General features: G+C 51.5%; 17 protein-coding genes. 6 read left to right on the top strand and 11 right to left on the bottom strand.

The features are described from left to right. Positions 1-119: 119 nt before the first annotated feature. From nagE to chiQ, 4 genes are all read left to right on the top strand, one after another. Positions 120-2,066 carry a PTS N-acetyl glucosamine transporter subunit IIABC gene (gene nagE / locus ACJHYW_RS08325; RefSeq protein ID WP_061092805.1) on the top strand — a complete coding sequence of 649 codons (1,947 nt, stop codon included), beginning with the start codon at positions 120-122 and terminating at the stop codon, positions 2,064-2,066. Positions 2,067-2,268: 202 nt separating this feature from the next. Continuing rightward, entirely contained in the window at positions 2,269-3,933 is a 1,665-nt protein-coding gene (gene glnS, locus ACJHYW_RS08320) for a glutamine--tRNA ligase (protein ID WP_001287164.1), read from the top strand. A 439-nt stretch (positions 3,934-4,372) separates the two neighbouring features. Next, a complete protein-coding gene (gene chiP / locus ACJHYW_RS08315) occupies positions 4,373-5,779 on the top strand; it encodes a chitoporin ChiP (protein WP_001201177.1) in 1,407 nt (468 codons plus the stop codon). Between the two features lie 49 nt (positions 5,780-5,828). Then, positions 5,829-6,155 (top strand): ChiQ/YbfN family lipoprotein, encoded by a 327-nt coding sequence (gene chiQ, locus ACJHYW_RS08310; RefSeq protein WP_000733582.1) that lies wholly within the window; start codon positions 5,829-5,831, stop codon positions 6,153-6,155. An 83-nt stretch (positions 6,156-6,238) separates the two neighbouring features. Here the strand turns inward: chiQ and fur are convergent, their stop codons facing one another. The 5 genes from fur to ybfF form a co-directional block, all read right to left on the bottom strand. Beyond that, positions 6,239-6,685, bottom strand: a complete 447-nt coding sequence (gene fur / locus ACJHYW_RS08305) for a ferric iron uptake transcriptional regulator (protein ID WP_000131702.1) — start codon at positions 6,683-6,685, stop codon at positions 6,239-6,241. After that, positions 6,678-6,764 carry a fur leader peptide gene (gene uof / locus ACJHYW_RS08300; protein ID WP_001406816.1) on the bottom strand — a complete coding sequence of 29 codons (87 nt, stop codon included), beginning with the start codon at positions 6,762-6,764 and terminating at the stop codon, positions 6,678-6,680. The genes fur and uof overlap by 8 nt, the downstream gene beginning before the upstream one ends. 209 nt (positions 6,765-6,973) lie before the next feature. Then, complete coding sequence (fldA, locus tag ACJHYW_RS08295) at positions 6,974-7,504, bottom strand: flavodoxin FldA (protein WP_001018618.1); 531 nt, start codon at positions 7,502-7,504, stop codon at positions 6,974-6,976. Between the two features lie 139 nt (positions 7,505-7,643). After that, positions 7,644-7,937 (bottom strand): LexA regulated protein, encoded by a 294-nt coding sequence (gene ybfE / locus ACJHYW_RS08290; protein WP_001300829.1) that lies wholly within the window; start codon positions 7,935-7,937, stop codon positions 7,644-7,646. Between the two features lie 139 nt (positions 7,938-8,076). Next, a complete protein-coding gene (gene ybfF, locus ACJHYW_RS08285; RefSeq protein ID WP_000773282.1) occupies positions 8,077-8,841 on the bottom strand; it encodes an esterase in 765 nt (254 codons plus the stop codon). A 184-nt stretch (positions 8,842-9,025) separates the two neighbouring features. Between ybfF and seqA the strand changes: the two genes are divergently transcribed. Both seqA and pgm read left to right on the top strand, forming a co-directional pair. After that, positions 9,026-9,571: a replication initiation negative regulator SeqA gene (seqA, locus tag ACJHYW_RS08280; RefSeq protein ID WP_000848387.1), complete on the top strand. Its 546-nt coding sequence runs from the start codon at positions 9,026-9,028 to the stop codon at positions 9,569-9,571. 25 nt (positions 9,572-9,596) lie between these two features. After that, positions 9,597-11,237 (top strand): phosphoglucomutase (alpha-D-glucose-1,6-bisphosphate-dependent), encoded by a 1,641-nt coding sequence (gene pgm / locus ACJHYW_RS08275; RefSeq protein WP_001361276.1) that lies wholly within the window; start codon positions 9,597-9,599, stop codon positions 11,235-11,237. A gap of 56 nt (positions 11,238-11,293) precedes the next feature. On the opposite strand, the gene potE is transcribed toward pgm, so the two are convergent. The 6 genes from potE to kdpC form a co-directional block, all read right to left on the bottom strand. After that, positions 11,294-12,613 (bottom strand): putrescine-ornithine antiporter, encoded by a 1,320-nt coding sequence (gene potE / locus ACJHYW_RS08270; protein WP_000075831.1) that lies wholly within the window; start codon positions 12,611-12,613, stop codon positions 11,294-11,296. After that, entirely contained in the window at positions 12,610-14,808 is a 2,199-nt protein-coding gene (speF, locus tag ACJHYW_RS08265) for an ornithine decarboxylase SpeF (RefSeq protein WP_000040178.1), read from the bottom strand. Before speF ends, potE begins: the two co-directional genes overlap by 4 nt. Positions 14,809-15,065: 257 nt before the next feature. Beyond that, positions 15,066-15,170 (bottom strand): leader peptide SpeFL, encoded by a 105-nt coding sequence (locus ACJHYW_RS08260; protein ID WP_211180488.1) that lies wholly within the window; start codon positions 15,168-15,170, stop codon positions 15,066-15,068. 233 nt (positions 15,171-15,403) lie between these two features. Next, positions 15,404-16,081 carry a two-component system response regulator KdpE gene (gene kdpE / locus ACJHYW_RS08255; RefSeq protein WP_000186076.1) on the bottom strand — a complete coding sequence of 226 codons (678 nt, stop codon included), beginning with the start codon at positions 16,079-16,081 and terminating at the stop codon, positions 15,404-15,406. Next, positions 16,078-18,762 carry a two-component system sensor histidine kinase KdpD gene (kdpD, locus tag ACJHYW_RS08250; RefSeq protein WP_001361277.1) on the bottom strand — a complete coding sequence of 895 codons (2,685 nt, stop codon included), beginning with the start codon at positions 18,760-18,762 and terminating at the stop codon, positions 16,078-16,080. The genes kdpE and kdpD overlap by 4 nt, the downstream gene beginning before the upstream one ends. Then, positions 18,755-19,327 (bottom strand): K(+)-transporting ATPase subunit C, encoded by a 573-nt coding sequence (kdpC, locus tag ACJHYW_RS08245; RefSeq protein WP_001361278.1) that lies wholly within the window; start codon positions 19,325-19,327, stop codon positions 18,755-18,757. The genes kdpD and kdpC overlap by 8 nt, the downstream gene beginning before the upstream one ends. Positions 19,328-19,330: the final 3 nt, after the last annotated feature.

Here is a 19,330-nt window from a genome sequence, read left to right as displayed (position 1 = left end):
CACACACTCTGTAGCAGATGATCTAACAATCTGATTACAGAACATCGGCAGTACAATTTGCAGCAAAATAAAAATACGGCTTTAAACGAGCCAAATAGGGTTCTCGTAGGGGGAATAAGATGAATATTTTAGGTTTTTTCCAGCGACTCGGTAGGGCGTTACAGCTCCCTATCGCGGTGCTGCCGGTGGCGGCGCTGTTGCTGCGATTCGGTCAGCCAGATTTACTTAACGTTGCGTTTATTGCCCAGGCGGGCGGTGCGATTTTTGATAACCTCGCATTAATCTTCGCCATCGGCGTGGCATCCAGCTGGTCGAAAGACAGCGCAGGTGCGGCGGCACTGGCGGGTGCGGTAGGTTACTTTGTGTTAACCAAAGCGATGGTTACCATCAACCCAGAAATTAACATGGGTGTACTGGCGGGTATCATTACTGGTCTGGTTGGTGGCGCAGCCTATAACCGTTGGTCCGATATTAAACTGCCGGACTTCCTGAGTTTCTTCGGCGGCAAACGCTTTGTGCCGATTGCCACCGGCTTCTTCTGCCTGGTGCTGGCGGCCATTTTTGGTTACGTCTGGCCGCCGGTACAGCACGCTATCCATGCAGGCGGCGAGTGGATCGTTTCTGCGGGCGCGCTGGGTTCCGGTATCTTTGGTTTCATCAACCGTCTGCTGATCCCAACCGGTCTGCATCAGGTGCTGAACACCATCGCCTGGTTCCAGATTGGTGAATTCACCAACGCGGCGGGTACAGTTTTCCACGGTGATATCAACCGCTTCTATGCCGGTGACGGCACCGCGGGGATGTTCATGTCCGGCTTCTTCCCGATCATGATGTTCGGTCTGCCGGGTGCGGCGCTGGCGATGTACTTTGCAGCACCGAAAGAGCGTCGTCCGATGGTTGGCGGGATGCTGCTTTCTGTTGCTGTTACTGCGTTCCTGACCGGTGTGACTGAGCCGCTGGAATTCCTGTTCATGTTCCTTGCACCGCTGCTGTACCTCCTGCACGCACTGCTGACCGGTATCAGCCTGTTTGTGGCAACGTTGCTGGGTATCCATGCCGGCTTCTCTTTCTCTGCGGGGGCTATCGACTACGCGTTGATGTATAACCTGCCGGCCGCCAGCCAGAACGTCTGGATGCTGCTGGTGATGGGGGTTGTCTTCTTCGCTATCTACTTCGTGGTGTTCAGTTTGGTTATCCGCATGTTCAACCTGAAAACGCCAGGTCGTGAAGATAAAGAAGACGAGATCGTTACTGAAGAGGCTAACAGCAATACTGAAGAAGGTCTCAATCAACTGGCAACCAACTATATTGCTGCGGTTGGCGGTACTGACAACCTGAAAGCCATTGACGCCTGTATTACTCGTCTGCGCCTGACCGTGGTTGACTCAGCTCGCGTCAACGATGCGATGTGTAAACGTCTGGGGGCTTCTGGGGTAGTGAAACTGAACAAACAGACTATTCAGGTGATTGTTGGCGCGAAAGCGGAATCCATTGGCGATGCAATGAAGAAAGTTGTTGCCCGTGGTCCGGTAGCCGCTGCGACAGCTGAAACTGCGCCTGCAACTGCCGCGCCTGTAGCAAAACCGCAGGCTGTACCAAACGCAGTATCTATCGCGGAGCTGGTATCGCCGGTTACCGGTGATGTTGTGGCACTGGATCAGGTTCCTGACGAAGCATTCGCCAGCAAAGCGGTGGGTGACGGTGTGGCGGTGAAACCGACAGATAAAATCGTCGTATCACCAGCCGCAGGGACTATCGTGAAAATCTTCAACACCAACCATGCATTCTGCCTGGAAACTGAAAAAGGCGCGGAGATTGTCGTCCATATGGGTATCGACACCGTAGCGCTGGAAGGTAAAGGCTTTAAACGTCTGGTGGAAGAGGGCGCGAAAGTAAGCGCAGGGCAACCGATTCTGGAAATGGATCTGGATTATCTGAACGAAAACGCCCGCTCGATGATTAGCCCGGTGGTTTGCAGCAATATCGACGATTTCAGCGGCTTGATCATTAAAGCTCAGGGCCATGTCGTGGCGGGTCAAACGCCGCTGTATGAAATCAAAAAGTAATCTTCTTTATGCCTGATGCGACGCTTGAGCGTCGCATCCAACAATGACAAGCGGTGGAGATCTTCTCTGCCGCTTTTTTTTTCATCAATCATCCCCATAATCTCAGTGAGATTTTCGATTTTCACTAACTAACAGTTGTCAGCCTGTCCCGCTTATAAGATCATACGCCGTTATACGTTGTTTACGCTTTGAGGAATCCACGATGAGTGAGGCAGAAGCCCGCCCGACTAACTTTATTCGTCAGATCATCGATGAAGATCTGGCCAGTGGTAAGCACACCACAGTACACACCCGTTTCCCGCCGGAGCCGAATGGCTATCTGCATATTGGCCATGCGAAATCTATCTGCCTGAACTTCGGGATCGCCCAGGACTATAAAGGCCAGTGCAACCTGCGTTTCGACGACACTAACCCGGTAAAAGAAGATATCGAGTATGTTGAGTCGATCAAAAACGACGTTGAGTGGTTAGGTTTTCACTGGTCTGGTAACGTCCGTTACTCCTCCGATTATTTTGATCAGCTCCACGCCTATGCGATCGAACTGATCAATAAAGGCCTGGCGTACGTTGATGAACTGACGCCGGAACAGATCCGCGAATACCGCGGCACCTTGACGCAGCCGGGTAAAAACAGCCCGTACCGCGATCGCAGCGTTGAAGAGAACCTGGCGCTGTTCGAGAAAATGCGTACCGGCGGTTTTGAAGAAGGTAAAGCCTGCCTGCGTGCGAAAATCGACATGGCTTCGCCGTTTATCGTGATGCGCGATCCGGTGCTGTACCGCATTAAGTTTGCTGAACACCACCAGACTGGCAACAAGTGGTGCATCTACCCGATGTACGACTTCACCCACTGCATCAGCGATGCGCTGGAAGGTATTACGCACTCTCTGTGTACGCTTGAGTTCCAGGACAACCGTCGCCTGTACGACTGGGTGCTGGACAACATCACCATTCCTGTTCACCCGCGCCAGTACGAATTCTCGCGCCTGAATCTGGAATACACTGTGATGTCCAAGCGTAAGCTGAACCTGCTGGTGACAGACAAGCACGTTGAAGGCTGGGATGACCCGCGTATGCCGACCATTTCCGGTCTGCGTCGTCGTGGTTACACTGCGGCTTCTATTCGTGAGTTCTGCAAACGCATCGGCGTGACCAAGCAGGACAACACCATTGAAATGGCGTCGCTGGAATCCTGCATCCGTGAAGATCTCAACGAAAACGCCCCGCGCGCAATGGCGGTTATCGATCCGGTGAAACTGGTTATCGAAAACTATCAGGGCGAAGGCGAAATGGTTACCATGCCGAACCATCCGAACAAACCGGAAATGGGGAGCCGTCAGGTGCCGTTTAGCGGTGAGATTTGGATCGATCGCGCCGATTTCCGCGAAGAAGCTAACAAGCAGTACAAGCGTCTGGTGCTGGGTAAAGAAGTGCGTCTGCGTAATGCTTACGTCATTAAGGCAGAACGCGTCGAGAAAGATGCCGAAGGCAATATCACCACCATCTTCTGTACTTATGACGCCGACACCTTAAGCAAAGATCCGGCAGATGGTCGTAAAGTCAAAGGTGTTATTCACTGGGTGAGCGCGGCACATGCGCTGCCGGTTGAAATCCGTTTGTATGACCGTCTGTTCAGCGTGCCGAACCCTGGTGCTGCGGATGATTTCCTGTCGGTGATTAACCCGGAATCGCTGGTGATCAAACAGGGCTTTGCTGAACCGTCGCTGAAAGATGCGGTTGCGGGTAAAGCATTCCAGTTTGAGCGTGAAGGTTATTTCTGCCTCGACAGCCGCCATTCTACGGCGGAAAAACCGGTATTTAACCGCACCGTTGGGCTGCGTGATACCTGGGCGAAAGTAGGCGAGTAAGTTTACGTTGTCGGATAGAGCGTTTACGCCGCATCCGGAAAGAAATATGCAAACAATCCCAAACGCCGCGCTCTGCGGCGTTTTTTTCTGCTTTTCTTCGCGAATTAATTCCGCTTCGTAATTTATTCATAAAACAAATTTAAAATTACAAATCATAATTAAATAAAATGTAACCGCTTTCATCTTGCTGGAAATTCACGCATTTTTTCTTCAACACACCTTTCAACTACAACTTAAGCCTTGTAACAAAAATCATCAAAATATGTGCGGTTGCTCATGTTCTTACATTCTGATTACAGAAAGAGATTGATAATTCGCGTCGCGAAAAATAGTCTGTTCCTGTAGTCAGCGAGACTTTTCTCAACGCTACTTTTTAATTTTTATTTTTTTCGCTGTTCACCTTTGGTGCAGCAATTTATACGTCAAAGAGGATTAACCCATGCGTGCGTTTAGTGGCAAACGTAGTACGCTGGCGCTGGCTATCGCCGGTGTTACAGCTATGTCGGGCTTTATGGCAATTCCGGAGGCTCGCGCCGAAGGATTCATCGACGATTCAACCTTAACCGGCGGTATCTATTACTGGCAGCGTGAACGCGACCGTAAAGATGTTACCGACGGCGACAAATATAAAACCAACCTTTCTCACTCCACCTGGAACGCTAATCTCGATTTTCAGTCTGGCTATGCCGCTGATATGTTCGGTCTGGATATTGCCGCGTTTACAGCGATTGAAATGGCAGAAAACGGCGACAGCTCTCACCCGAACGAAATCGCGTTTTCAAAAAGTAATAAAGCCTATGACGAAGACTGGTCCGGCGATAAAAGCGGTATAAGTCTGTATAAAGCGGCGGCTAAATTTAAATACGGTCCGGTTTGGGCGAGGGCAGGTTACATTCAGCCAACTGGTCAAACGCTGTTAGCGCCGCACTGGAGCTTTATGCCGGGTACTTATCAGGGGGCGGAAGCCGGGGCGAATTTTGATTATGGCGATGCTGGTGCGTTGAGTTTCTCCTACATGTGGACCAACGAATACAAAGCACCGTGGCATCTGGAAATGGATGAGTTTTATCAGAACGATAAAACCACCAAAGTTGATTATCTACACTCCCTTGGGGCGAAGTACGACTTCAAAAATAACTTCGTACTGGAAGCGGCGTTTGGTCAGGCCGAAGGGTATATCGATCAATATTTTGCCAAAGCCAGCTACAAATTTGATATCGCCGGTAGCCCGTTAACCACCAGCTACCAGTTCTATGGTACGCGCGATAAAGTTGACGATCGCAGCGTCAACGATCTTTATGACGGCACCGCCTGGCTGCAGGCGTTGACCTTTGGTTACCGGGCGGCTGACGTAGTGGATTTGCGCCTCGAAGGTACCTGGGTTAAGGCTGACGGTCAGCAGGGATACTTCCTGCAACGTATGACTCCAACCTACGCTTCCTCGAACGGTCGCCTGGATATCTGGTGGGATAACCGTTCCGACTTCAACGCCAACGGCGAAAAAGCGATCTTCTTCGGTGCGATGTATGACCTGAAAAACTGGAATCTTCCAGGCTTCGCCATCGGCGCTTCCTACGTTTACGCATGGGATGCTAAACCTGCGACCTGGCAGAGCAATCCGGATGCGTACTACGATAAAAACCGGACTATTGAAGAGTCTGCCTACAGCCTGGATGCGGTGTACACCATTCAGGACGGTCGCGCCAAAGGCACGATGTTCAAACTGCACTTCACCGAATACGACAACCACTCCGACATCCCAAGCTGGGGCGGTGGTTACGGCAACATCTTCCAGGATGAGCGTGACGTGAAATTTATGGTAATCGCACCATTCACCATCTTCTGATGCCCGACGCGGCAGGTTTTGTGCCTGCCGCACGTTTGAGGAATTTGCTATGAAAAAACTGATTCTCATCGCCATAATGGCATCGGGGCTGGTAGCTTGTGTGCAATCAACCGCGCCACAGGAAGACAGTCGTCTGAAAGAGGCATACAGCGCCTGTATCAACACCGCACAAGGTTCGCCAGAAAAAATTGAAGCCTGCCAGAGCGTGTTAAACGTGCTGAAGAAAGAGAAACAACATCAGCAGTTTGCCGACCAGGAAAGTGTCCGCGTACTGGATTATCAGCAGTGTCTGCGCGCAACGCAAACCGGAAATGATCAGGCGGTGAAAGCCGATTGTGATAAGGTCTGGCAGGAAATTCGCAGTAATAACAAATAAGTGAGAGCTGTAACTCTCGCTTTTCTTATTTCCCTTGCATAAAAAAGCCAACCCGCAGGTTGGCTTTTCTCGTTCAGGCTGGCTTATTTGCCTTCGTGCGCGTGCTCATCTTCGCGGCAATCGCCTTCGGCACAGTGACCGTAAAGATAGAGACTGTGGTTAGTCAGGCGAATGCCATGTTTTGCGGCAATTTCACGCTGACGCGCTTCGATGGAATCATCACTAAATTCGATTACCTTGCCGCAGTCGAGGCAGATCAGGTGATCGTGGTGATGTTGCTGTGTCAGTTCAAATACGGATTTACCGCCTTCAAAATTGTGGCGGGTGACGATACCAGCGTCGTCAAACTGGTTCAGTACGCGATATACCGTAGCCAGACCAATTTCTTCACCCATATCGATCAGACGTTTGTATAAATCTTCCGCACTGACGTGATGGTTGTCCGGCTCCTGAAGAACTTCCAGGATTTTTAAACGAGGAAGCGTTACTTTCAGGCCAGCTTTCTTTAGGGCGGTATTGTTATCAGTCATGCGGAATCTGTCCTGTTACTAAGCGGTTCACTTCATTAGAAGAAGTGACAGAATTTGCTCTTGAGATAATGCGTATCATTATAGAATTGCCACGCCTAAATGAAAACCACAAGTCCCTGGCAAATATTGTTAATAAAAACGTGGCACAGCTTACATTTACAACGGCAAGGCCACTTGAACACCGGGACATTGTACAGGTACAACAGCAAAAGTTACAAATTTGTAGCAATTATTTTGATTGGCATTATCTATTAATACGGCGTAGACATGAGTCTACGCCGCATCACATCAGGCATTGAGAATTTCGTCGAGATGCAGCTCTTCAGAAATTTGTTTAACCCATTTTTCTACACGTTCAGCGGTCAGTTCCGGCTGACGATCTTCGTCGATAGCCAGACCGACAAAGTGGTCATCATCAGCCAGACCTTTTGACGCTTCGAAGTGGTAGCCCGCAGTTGGCCAGTGACCAACGATAGTTGCGCCGCGCGGTTCAATGATGTCGCGGATGGTGCCCAATGCATCGCAGAAGTATTCTGCGTAATCTTCCTGGTCGCCACAACCAAACAGCGCAACCAGTTTACCATTAAAATCAATCTCTTCGAGAGTCGGGAAGAAGTCATCCCAGTCACACTGCGCTTCGCCGTAATACCAGGTTGGGATGCCCAGCAGCAGAATGTCATAAGCTTCCAGATCTTCTTTGCTGCTTTTTGCAATGTCATGGACATCGGCAACGTCTTTACCAAGCTGTTTTTGAATCATTTTTGCGATATTTTCGGTATTACCGGTGTCGCTGCCGAAAAAGATGCCAGTGATAGCCATGAGTGAAATAACCTCTTGAAACTTATTGAAATGGGGGTGGAAAATTGCCCACGGATAAAGGCAATCATAGCAGAACAGGCAGTCTTGCGGAATCAGCAAACGAGCAGGACTGCACACTGTGCTACATGAAAGTGGAAATTTAAACGATGCCCTGACTACGCAGCGCCGCCAGTTGCTGCATTAACATCTCTTCGATCAGTTCGCTACGGCTCATATTGCGCGACTCCGCCAGCTCGTTCAGTGCCTCGACAGCTTCCGCGTTCAGCTTCAGTTCGACACGCTTAAGGCCACGTACTTTGTCGCGTTTTAGTTGGTTACGTTTATTAATACGCAGCTGTTCATCGCGCGAAAGCGGATTAGTTTTCGGTCGTCCCGGTCGACGCTCGTGCGCGAACAGATCTAATGTCGTACGGTCCGTTTGTTCTTTGGCCATGATCTTGGTGACTTCGGGGGAAACAATCAGCCAGGCCTCTGCCCGGATGGATAGCGCGCCATAATACATCAGCGTGAGGAGTCACGCCAACGTCCACGCGCGGAAAGCGACGCGGACGCTGGGTTTTTAATCAGTTGCGTTAATCATTGAGATAGCGACGGATAGCGCGTAATACCGCATCCGGTTTTTCAGCATGGACCCAGTGACCCGCGCCTGCAATCACATGCGCCCGAGCCTGTGGAAATTGTGCCAGTAAATCATCACGGTACTGCTCGCTAACATACGGAGAATTGCCGCCAGGGATAAACAGGGTAGGATGATCCCATGCCGGGATTTTCTCCCAACCCACAATATGCGGATACTGATCCCACAATACTGGCACGTTAAAGCGCCACTCCCCGTCAACAAAAGATTTCAACAGAAACTGAATCACCCCTTCTTCATTAAGATGCTGGCGCATTATTGCCGCTGCTTGCTGGCGTGTTTGTGCGTCTGATTCACTGACTGCGTTGATGGCCGCGAAAATCTCATCATGACGGCGTACGTGATAGTCGACCGGCGCAATATCAATCGCCACCAGCTTGTCAATGCGATCGGGGGCTAGTGCAGTAAGAGCCATTACCGCTTTACCGCCCATTGAGTGACCGATAAATGTTGCTTTGTCGATCTGCTGTGCATCCAGGGTATCAACAAGATCCTGCGCCATCGCCGGGTAATTCATTACCGGATCTCTCGGTGAAAGACCGTGGTTACGCATATCAACCTGGATGATATTGTGATCGTTTACCAGATCGCGAGCCAGTACGCCAAGGTTGTCGAGGCTGCCAAACAGACCATGGACAAGAACGATGGGAGAATTATTGTGCTGGTTTTGTGCAGTTTGCGCGCGGATATTCAATTTCATGGCAAAGTTCTTTTTTTCGCGTTGTCGGGTTAGGGTATTATGTTGACCATTGTGCCACAGGGCTGCAACAAATAAGGTTTATTCCGAGTTTTTCTGCAAGCCAGGCTTGACGCTATCCGCTGCCGGGATTTATTCATATACTCCTGGCGACTTGTATTCAGCTAAGACACTGCACTGGATTAAGATGAAAACGATTGAAGTTGATGATGAACTCTACAGCTATATTGCCAGCCACACTAAGCATATCGGCGAGAGCGCATCCGACATTTTACGGCGTATGTTGAAATTTTCCGCCGCATCACAGCCTGCTGCTCCGGTGACGAAAGAGGTTCGCGTTGCGTCACCTGCTATCGTCGAAGCGAAGCCGGTCAAAACGATTAAAGACAAGGTTCGCGCAATGCGTGAACTTCTGCTTTCGGATGAATACGCAGAGCAAAAGCGAGCGGTCAATCGCTTTATGCTGCTGTTGTCTACACTATATTCTCTTGACGCCCAGGCGTTTGCCGAAGCAACGGAATCGTTGCACGGTCGTACACGCGTGTACTTTGCGGCAGATGAACAAACGCTGCTGAAAAATGGTAATCAGACCAAGCCGAAACATGTGCCTGGTACGCCGTATTGGGTGATCACCAACACCAACACCGGCCGTAAATGCAGCATGATCGAACACATCATGCAGTCGATGCAATTCCCGGCGGAATTGATTGAGAAGGTTTGCGGAACTATCTAAAACGTTGCAGACAAAGGACAAAGCAATGGCTATCCACAACCGTGCAGGCCAACCTGCACAACAGAGTGATTTGATTAACGTCGCCCAACTGACGGCGCAATATTATGTACTGAAACCAGAAGCAGGGAATGCGGAGCACGCGGTGAAATTCGGTACTTCCGGTCACCGTGGCAGTGCAGCGCGCCACAGCTTTAACGAGCCGCATATTCTGGCGATCGCTCAGGCAATTGCTGAAGAACGTGCGAAAAACGGCATCACTGGCCCTTGCTATGTGGGTAAAGATACTCACGCCCTGTCCGAACCTGCGTTCATTTCCGTTCTGGAAGTGCTGGCAGCGAACGGCGTTGATGTTATTGTGCAGGAAAACAATGGCTTCACTCCGACGCCTGCCGTTTCCAATGCCATCCTGGTTCACAATAAAAAAGGTGGCCCACTGGCAGACGGTATCGTGATTACACCGTCCCATAACCCGCCGGAAGATGGTGGTATCAAGTACAATCCGCCAAATGGTGGCCCGGCTGATACCAACGTCACTAAAGTGGTGGAAGATCGTGCCAACGCACTGCTGGCCGATGGCCTGAAAGGCGTGAAGCGTATCTCCCTCGACGAAGCGATGGCATCCGGTCATGTGAAAGAGCAGGATCTGGTGCAGCCGTTTGTGGAAGGTCTGGCCGATATCGTTGATATGGCGGCGATTCAGAAAGCGGGCCTGACGCTGGGCGTTGATCCGCTGGGCGGTTCCGGTATCGAATACTGGAAGCGTATTGGCGAGTATTACAACCTTAACCTGACCATCGTTAACGATCAGGTCGATCAAACCTTCCGCTTTATGCACCTCGATAAAGACGGCGCGATCCGTATGGACTGCTCCTCCGAGTGTGCGATGGCGGGTCTGCTGGCACTGCGTGATAAGTTCGATCTGGCGTTTGCTAACGACCCGGATTATGACCGTCACGGTATCGTCACTCCGGCAGGTTTGATGAATCCGAACCACTACCTGGCGGTGGCGATCAATTACCTGTTCCAGCATCGTCCGCAGTGGGGCAAAGATGTTGCCGTTGGTAAAACGCTGGTTTCTTCTGCGATGATCGACCGTGTGGTCAATGATTTGGGCCGCAGGCTGGTGGAAGTGCCGGTAGGCTTCAAATGGTTTGTTGATGGCCTGTTCGACGGCAGCTTCGGCTTTGGCGGCGAAGAGAGCGCAGGGGCTTCCTTCCTGCGTTTCGACGGCACGCCGTGGTCCACCGACAAAGACGGCATCATTATGTGTCTGCTGGCGGCGGAAATCACCGCTGTCACCGGTAAGAACCCGCAGGAACACTACAACGAACTGGCAAAACGCTTTGGTGCGCCGAGCTACAACCGTTTGCAGGCAGCTGCGACTTCCGCACAAAAAGCGGCGCTGTCTAAGCTGTCTCCGGAAATGGTGAGCGCCAGCACCCTGGCAGGTGACCCGATCACCGCGCGCCTGACCGCTGCGCCTGGCAACGGTGCTTCTATTGGCGGTCTGAAAGTGATGACTGACAACGGCTGGTTCGCCGCGCGTCCGTCAGGCACGGAAGACGCATATAAGATCTACTGCGAAAGCTTCCTCGGTGAAGAACATCGCAAGCAGATCGAGAAAGAAGCGGTTGAGATTGTTAGCGAAGTTCTGAAAAACGCGTAAACACATTTAATAAGAAAAAGGGCGGTCAGAAGATCGCCCTTTTTTACTTTGCTTTATTAACCGTGTTTATTTTTCAGTTCAAAGCGTGGAGATACCAGACCATACAGTGTCCAACCAAGGAAGGTCACGATGGAACCGTACAGCATGGCTTCTTCCCCGGATGAGTACAGCGCATAGAAACTGTACATCGCACCAACAAAGGCAACAAAGTTTGCTACTTTCGCTTTTGACGGTGGCACATTGGCGACCTGCTGAATAATAACTAATGCTGCCATCGACAGAATATACGGGATGATATTGGTCACCACGGCCAGGTTAACCAGCACGTTGAACTGGCTGTTCAGTGACGGGCTAATGGTCATCAGTGCCAATCCACTCTGAATAATCACAATGGTCAACATTCCCTGAACCGGTGCATCCACTTTGGTTACACGGGAGAAAATTTTAGGGAAGTAGCCTTCATCAGATGAAGATTTAAACACCTGGGCAATGGTGAACTGCCAGCCAAGCAGTGAACCGCAGCAGGACATCACCATCAGCGCCATAATGACTTTACCCACTTCTGGTGTGAACATCTGTGCGAAGGCCAGGCCAAATGGTGCCGTTGAATTTGCCAGCTCCATATTTGGCACAATCCCGGCAATCACGTTGGTGGAGACGATATAAATCACCGCCGCACCTAACGTACCGCCAAGGACTGCTATTGGCACGTTACGTTCCGGGTTTTCCACTACTTCGGCGTTGGCACAGGCTGACTCCAGACCAAGGAAAGCCCACAACGTCATAGCGATGGAAGAACCTACAGCGCTAAAGAACGGCACATGGTGCGGGTTCCATGAGTTAGCGTATAGCGTCGGGCTAAACCAGAACCAGCCGATAATGCACAGACCGACGACCGGAATAATGACCCCCCACACAGTAATGCTACTGATTTGCCCGGTAATGCGCGCACCACCAAAGTTAGCCACGGTACAAATCCACAGCACTCCGATGGTCGCAAGACCAATCTGCACTGGCGACAAACTCGCGCCGAGCAGTTCGGTGCCGTAACCAACCGCCGAAATAGCAATCGCGACGTTAGCAATCAGCAGCGAGACACCGTAGGTGTAGTTCGCCATAAAGTTCCCTGATTTACCGAAAGCATACTCCGCATAACCGCCCATACCGCCTGATTTACGGCTGAACATGCCGCATTTTGCGAATGCCCATGCCAGCGCCATTGAGCCTACGGCAGTCACCAACCAGGAGATTATTGAGATTGTCCCAACTTCGGCAAGCTTTGTCGGCAGCATGATGATACCGGAGCCCATCATGTTGACCATCGTCAGTATGGTTAACTGAACGACGCCCATTTTGTTCGATTTAGCCTGACTCATAATTTTTCCCCTTTCAACAGGATGCTTTGCGCATCACGAGGCTTGATGACATAGCACCAAACTTGCTTACGACCATCATGTTCTTCGATATAGACACCCTGAAGCTCCGGTGCAAAACCTGGCAGCAGGTTGATCCCTTCTTCCAGAGCGCTGAAGTAACGCAGAACAGCACCACCCCAGATTTCACCCGGAACAACACACAGCACACCCGGAGGATAAGGAAGCGCACCTTCTGCAGCGATACGGCCTTCTGCATCCGGCAGACGAACCAGCTCCACTTCACCGCGTAAATAGGCGTAGTTGGCTTCTTGTGGATTCATGCTGACACGTGGGAAGTGTTCCTTACGAAACATCTCTTTTTGCAGTTGTTTCACGTTGTGACGGGCATACAAATCATGCATTTCCTGACACAACTGACGCAGGGTATAACCGGTGTAGCGCTCATCATGCTGTTTGTAGATGGAAGGCAGTACTTCTGATAATGGCGCGTCGGACTCAAGCAGTTTTTCGAAGCGTACCAGCAGAGCAGCAAGTTGCTGAAGTTTGGCCATATCTTCTGCCGGAGTCAGCAGAAAGAGGATGGAGTTAAGATCGCATTTTTCCGGCACTACGCCATTTTCGCGCAGGAAGTTAGCAAGAATCGTCGCGGGTACACCGAACGCTTCATATTCGCCGTTACGTGCATCAATACCTGGGGTTGTCAGCAACAGTTTGCACGGATCGACAAAGTATTGATTCTCTGCATAGCCTTCAAAAGAATGCCAGTGCTCACCTGGTACAAACTGGAAGAAGCGCAGATCAACCGCAATTTGCGCTGTTTCATACGACTGCCAGGGTTTACCATCCACCAGTTCAGGTACGAATGGACGAATATGCTGACAGTTATCGAGGATCAGTTTGCGGGCATTAATGCCATTTACTACACAATCCATCCACATATTACGACCGCTGACACCTTCATGCATTTTGGCGTTGATATCCAGTGCGGCAAACAGCGGATAGAACGGGCTGGTGGAGGCATGCATCATAAAGGCGTTGTTCATGCGTTTGTGCGGTACATAACGCTGTTGCCCTTTGATATGGCTGTCTTTTTTATGGATTTGTGAAGTCTGGGAAAAACCAGCCTGCTGTTTATGCACAGATTGCGTAACCAGAATACCCGGATCGTTCTCATTAAGATCCAGCAACAGTGGTGAACAGTCCGCCATCATCGGGATAAACTGCTCATAGCCGACCCATGCGGAGTCAAAGAGGATGTAGTCACACAGATGACCAATTTTATCCACCACCTGACGGGCGTTATAAATCGTACCGTCGTAAGTGCCTAGCTGAATAACGGCGAGGCGGAAAGGACGCGCCTCTTTTGCCCGCTGCGGTGCGACTTCTGTAATCAGTTCGCGCAGGTAATTTTCTTCGAAGCAGTGGGCATCAATACCACCGATAAAGCCATACGGGTTGCGTGCGGTTTCCAGATAAACTGGTGTTGCGCCAGCCTGTAGCAACGCTCCGTGGTGATTAGATTTATGGTTATTACGGTCAAACAGCACCAGATCCCCCGGTGTTAACAGGGCGTTTAAAACCACTTTGTTAGAAGATGAAGTGCCATTTAGAACGAAGTATGTTTTATCGGCATTAAACACTTTTGCCGCATGTTGCTGTGCAATGCATGGCGCGCCTTCGTGAATCAGCAGATCGCCCATTGCCACATCCGCGTTGCACAAGTCAGCACGGAACAGCGCCTCACCAAAGTATTCCACAAACTGATTCCCCGCCGGATGGCGACGGAAAAATTCGCCGCCCTGATGACCGGGGCAATCAAACGCGCTGTTACCCTGATTGACATAATCGACCAGTGCGCGGAAGAAGGGCGGGCGCAGTTGAGTTTCATAATGGCTGGCTGCGGTTTCTAACTGACGACCATAAAATTCTCGTCGCGATTCGCAATTCTCAAAGACACCCGAAATACGGGGCAAATACTCTGCGGGTACACGTTCTTGATTTTCAGTAGCAATAAATACCGGGATGCCATAACCCGTGGCATCGATTTCATCGAGTTTTCCGCGTGTAACATCGTTGAGCGATAAAACTATTGCCGCCACATCGATATTACTGTTTTCATTAATATAGATACATTCTCGCTGCGTGGTAAAACAGTCCGGGCAAGAATCACTAACCGCAATTTTTAATTTTGACATTTTCCAACTCTTTATTTTTGGTAATAGCAGGTCCTCAATTTCTCGAATGAGAAATCGATCGTGCCGGAAAAAAAGCAAAGTTACCCCGCTGATAAATTAATCAGAAGTTTGCTTTTTTCAGAATGCAGAAACCCTTATCAGTCCGGTGGCTGATAATACAAGGGTTAACAGAGAATGAGCACTGCGGAATACAGGCATATGCCTGTAATACAGAGAGTCAGGAAGACCTGTACGCTGAAGTGCCCTTAGTCGGTAGACTAACGGGCATTGAAGAAGTGAAAGTCGAAGCTATTGCGATGAGCAAACTTCATAATATGAGTTGTCCGCCTTATATGGGGCATAGTGCGGCTGTTATTTTCCATTTAATTTACCTTTCCTGATGTGAATGAAGGTGAAGGTATTCTATCCAGGAAATACGGTTGAACTGTGAAGGTGATCAATAAAAAATGATCAATCTTAATTTATTTAATGATGAGCTTTTTACTCAGTAATATAAAATATTGAATTGTTATTTTTGTGTGTTGTTTAAGATAAAAAGCCGTATTTATTATTACGGCTTTAATTAATAAAAGGCAGGATGTATTAAAATTAATATTCAAAGCATAAACCGATACCCAATACCGGTTTCAGTAATGAAATGGCGGGGGCGGGCGGGATCCTGTTCCAGTTTTTGTCGCAGATGCCCCATATAAATACGCAAATAATGACTGTGTTCGACCGCGTTTGGTCCCCACACCTGATTGAGTAACTGGCGCTGGGTGAGCACTTTTCCGGCGTTGTTGAGCAGCACGGCCAGCAGGCGGAATTCAATCGGCGTGAGATGCACCTCTTCCTCACCCCGGTGAATCACGCGGGCGGCTAAATCGACGGTCACATCGGAAAATTTCACCAGCGGATCGGGCGCGGTGGTGGCGGAGTGGCGGCGTAAAGCGACGCGCAGACGGGCCTGCAATTCGCCAATGCCAAACGGCTTACTCAGGTAATCATCCGCTCCGGCATCCAGCGCGGCGATTTTGTCGCTCTCTTCGCTGCGTGCGGAAAGCACAATCACCGGCACCGCGCTCCACTGGCGCAGGTCGCGGATAAACTCAATCCCATCACCATCGGGCAGGCCGAGATCGAGAATAATCAAATCTGGCTTACGGGTTGCCGCTTCCAGCAAGCCGCGTTGCAGCGTTTCGGCCTCAAAGACGCGCATCCCGTCGCCCTCCAGCGCCGTGCGCAGAAAGCGACGAATAGCCTGTTCATCTTCAACAATCAGAACGTTTGTCACATATCCTCATGAAATTCTTCAAGTTCAGGGGCAGTTTGCTGGGGAAGTGTAACACGAAAACAGGCACCACCTTCCGGTCGGTTGAACGCGGTAATGGTTCCGCCGTGTACATCCACAATCGCCCGACAAATTGCCAACCCAAGCCCTACCCCCGGCACCGCCGACTCTTTATTCCCGCGAGCAAACTTATCAAATATCGTCTGCTCCTGGCCTGGTGGAAGACCGGGGCCATTATCCCAGACATCCAGTTGTAGATTTTCGCCCTCAACGTGGGCATCGATACCAATTTCGGCCTGCGCACCCGCGTATTTCACCGCGTTCTCCAGCAGATTAATCAGCACCCGTTCAAACAGTGGCCCGTCAACGTGGATTAAGGTCAGCGGTTCTGGCAGAGAAAGATTGATGGGCGACGATAAACCCGGTTCCAGCATTTGCAGCGCGCTGCCGACCACTTCTTCCAGCGTTAACCACTCTTTCTTCAAATTAAAGCCGCCGGACTGAATTCGCGCCATATCCAGTAGATTATTCACCAGTCGGGTCGTGTTCAGCACATGCTGGCGAATCTCGCTGGCCTGGCGGGCGTGGGGCGATCCTTCGCTTGCCAGATCGAGCGTTAAGATTTCTGCCTGACCGAACAGCACCGTAAGCGGCGTGCGTAAATCATGCGAAAGTGCCGCCAGCAGGGCGTTGCGGATCTGTTCTCGTTCGCTTGCCATCCGCGCCTGTTCTTCGCTGGCGGTCAGTGTCAGCCGCTCAAGGGCATTGGCGACTAACAGCGTAAACGTCTCCAGCAGGCGTTGCTGTTCCGGGATCATCAACTGGCGCAGATTCCCCGGTTCCACCACCACCAGCCCGTAGGTTTTCTCGCCGCTTTTTAGCGGCAAAATCTGGTACGGTACACCGGGTAACGTGTCGGTGCCCGCGCCCGCAGGCAGGCCTTTATCAAAACTCCACTGCGCGATGGCATCGTCCCACGGCGTCATTCCTTGCGGATGTGTTAACGGCTGCAATTTACCGTTGTCATCGGGTAACAGCACCTGACTGCGGGCATGAAACGTGGAGGCAATAAATTGTTCGCTGGTGGCGGCGATGTCCTGCGGACTGCGGCCCACAGCCAGAGCTTTCGACATTTCATATAAGTGCCGTGTGCGTTGCTCGCGGTAACGGGCTACCCGCGCCTGATAACGCACGCCAGCAGTAAGGTTCCCGATCACCAGCCCGACGGTTAACATCACCGCGAAGGTAAGCAGATATTGCACATCAGAGACGGCGAGCGTGCCGCGTGGGGCGATAAAAAAGAGATCGAAACTCACTACATTAATGACGGTGGCGACCACCGAAGGCCAGCGTCCATAAAATAGCGCCACCACCACCACGCCAAGCAGATACAGCATCACCAGGTTGGCGGCATCAAACGCCATCAGCCACTGCATGGCAATTAAGGTGATAACGGCGCATAACGCGGCGGCAACCACGCATCCCTGAATCTGTACCCGCCACTTGTCTTTAAAAGAGCGGCTATCCGGCGCGTTGTTAATCGTGCGGGCGGGTGGGTCATCAAGCGCGACCAGCACCTGATCGAGATCGGGGGCGATACGCGCCAGTCGGTCAGCAAACGTTTCCCGACGCCACCAGCGGCGCGAGGCCGGGCGACCGAGAATAATCTTGCCGAGATTATGTTCACGGGCATAACGCACTACCGCTTTCTCTTCCGCTGGATCAGAAAGTGTTGCCGTCTCCGCGCCCAGCTCCTGCGCCAGACGTAAGGCGCTGAGAATTGCCCGACGTTTTTTCTCCGGTAAGCGATGCAGGGCAGGGGTTTCAACATACACCGCGTGCCAGACACTACCCAGCCGTGACGCCAGCCGCGCCGCAGCGCGGACCAGTTTCTCACTGCCGGTGTTATGCCCGATGCATAAAAGGATCGCGTCGCGCGTGTGCCAGACTTTCTCTTCGCCAGGATGCCCCCGCCAGGCGCGCATTTGCTCATCAACACGATCGGCAGTACGGCGCAGTGCCAGTTCGCGCAGGGCGATCAGATTGCCTTTGCGGAAAAAATGTTCAATGGCGCGCTCCGCCTGCCCGGCAATATAGACTTTGCCTTCTTTCAGTCGCTGGCGCAGATCGTCCGGGGGCAAGTCCACCAGTACTACGTCGTCGGCGGCATCAAAAAAAGGATCGGGCACGGTTTCCCGTACCTGAATTCCGGTGACGCCGCTGACCACATCATTCAGACTTTCCAGATGCTGAACGTTGACGGTAGTGAAAACATCAATGCCAGCTTCCAGCAGCTCTTCGATGTCCTGCCAGCGTTTAGGATGACGTGAACCTGGCGCATTACTGTGCGCCAGTTCGTCCATTAAGATCAGTGCCGGACGGCGGGCGAGGGCGGCATCGAGATCAAACTCGCTGATGTACCGCCCACGGTACGCCTGGCGTTTTAGCGGTAGAACAGCCAGCCCTTCCAGCATTGCGGCGGTATCTTTCCGCCCGTGGGTTTCTACCACGCCAACCACAATATCCAGCCCTTGCGCCCGCAGTCGCTGGGCTTCTGCCAGCATCGCCCAGGTCTTCCCGACGCCTGCGCAGGCACCGAAGAAAACTTTCAGCTTCCCCCGATGCGGCGCGGCAGTTTGTTCCAGTAGACGATCGGGGTCGGGACGTAAGGGTTCGTTATTCATCAAGCTTATCCAGCGCCAGATTGAGTTCGACAATGTTGACGACCGGCTGGCCGATATATTTCACCAGCGGTTGTTGGCTGTATTTTGCGATCAGTTGCGTGAGCTGTTCAACGCTGAGATTACGCGCTTTCGCCACGCGTGGGATTTGCCAGGCCGCCGCTTGCGGGGTGATGTTATTGTCCAGCCCGCTTGCCGACGCCGTCACCAGTTCAACCGGAACGCTCGCGCTGGCATCCGGGTTAGCGGCCCGTAATGCAGCAACGCGTGTGGCTATCTGTTTATCCAGCTCCGGGTTACTGACTGCCAGATTGCTCCCGCCAGAAGCCTGTGAATTATAGGGCATTTCTGCCGTTGCCGACGGGCGACCATGAAAATAGCCGTTGCCGGTAAAATTCTGCCCGATTAATGCCGAACCGCGCACCGTATCACCTTCACGAATCAACGAACCGTTGGCCTGCCAGGGAAACCACCATTGCCCCAGCGCGGTGGTCAGCAGCGGGTAAACGCCGCCAGTAATCAGTAACAAAAAGAGAAATGTCGATAATGCCGGACGTAATCCACTCATGGT

Source organism: Escherichia sp. WS3063, assembly GCF_046486595.1.
Taxonomy (GTDB): Bacteria; Pseudomonadota; Gammaproteobacteria; order Enterobacterales; family Enterobacteriaceae; genus Escherichia; species Escherichia coli.
This window is presented reverse-complemented; position numbering and strand designations above follow the sequence as displayed.

Coding starts and splice junctions, on each gene's coding strand:
- nagE (WP_061092805.1), top strand. CDS start 120: ATGAATATTTTAGGTTTTTTCCAGCGACTCGGTAGGGCGTTACAGCTC.
- glnS (WP_001287164.1), top strand. CDS start 2,269: ATGAGTGAGGCAGAAGCCCGCCCGACTAACTTTATTCGTCAGATCATC.
- chiP (WP_001201177.1), top strand. CDS start 4,373: ATGCGTGCGTTTAGTGGCAAACGTAGTACGCTGGCGCTGGCTATCGCC.
- chiQ (WP_000733582.1), top strand. CDS start 5,829: ATGAAAAAACTGATTCTCATCGCCATAATGGCATCGGGGCTGGTAGCT.
- fur (WP_000131702.1), bottom strand. CDS start 6,685: ATGACTGATAACAATACCGCCCTAAAGAAAGCTGGCCTGAAAGTAACG.
- uof (WP_001406816.1), bottom strand. CDS start 6,764: ATGATACGCATTATCTCAAGAGCAAATTCTGTCACTTCTTCTAATGAA.
- fldA (WP_001018618.1), bottom strand. CDS start 7,504: ATGGCTATCACTGGCATCTTTTTCGGCAGCGACACCGGTAATACCGAA.
- ybfE (WP_001300829.1), bottom strand. CDS start 7,937: ATGGCCAAAGAACAAACGGACCGTACGACATTAGATCTGTTCGCGCAC.
- ybfF (WP_000773282.1), bottom strand. CDS start 8,841: ATGAAATTGAATATCCGCGCGCAAACTGCACAAAACCAGCACAATAAT.
- seqA (WP_000848387.1), top strand. CDS start 9,026: ATGAAAACGATTGAAGTTGATGATGAACTCTACAGCTATATTGCCAGC.
- pgm (WP_001361276.1), top strand. CDS start 9,597: ATGGCTATCCACAACCGTGCAGGCCAACCTGCACAACAGAGTGATTTG.
- potE (WP_000075831.1), bottom strand. CDS start 12,613: ATGAGTCAGGCTAAATCGAACAAAATGGGCGTCGTTCAGTTAACCATA.
- speF (WP_000040178.1), bottom strand. CDS start 14,808: ATGTCAAAATTAAAAATTGCGGTTAGTGATTCTTGCCCGGACTGTTTT.
- ACJHYW_RS08260 (WP_211180488.1), bottom strand. CDS start 15,170: ATGGAAAATAACAGCCGCACTATGCCCCATATAAGGCGGACAACTCAT.
- kdpD (WP_001361277.1), bottom strand. CDS start 18,762: ATGAATAACGAACCCTTACGTCCCGACCCCGATCGTCTACTGGAACAA.
- kdpC (WP_001361278.1), bottom strand. CDS start 19,327: ATGAGTGGATTACGTCCGGCATTATCGACATTTCTCTTTTTGTTACTG.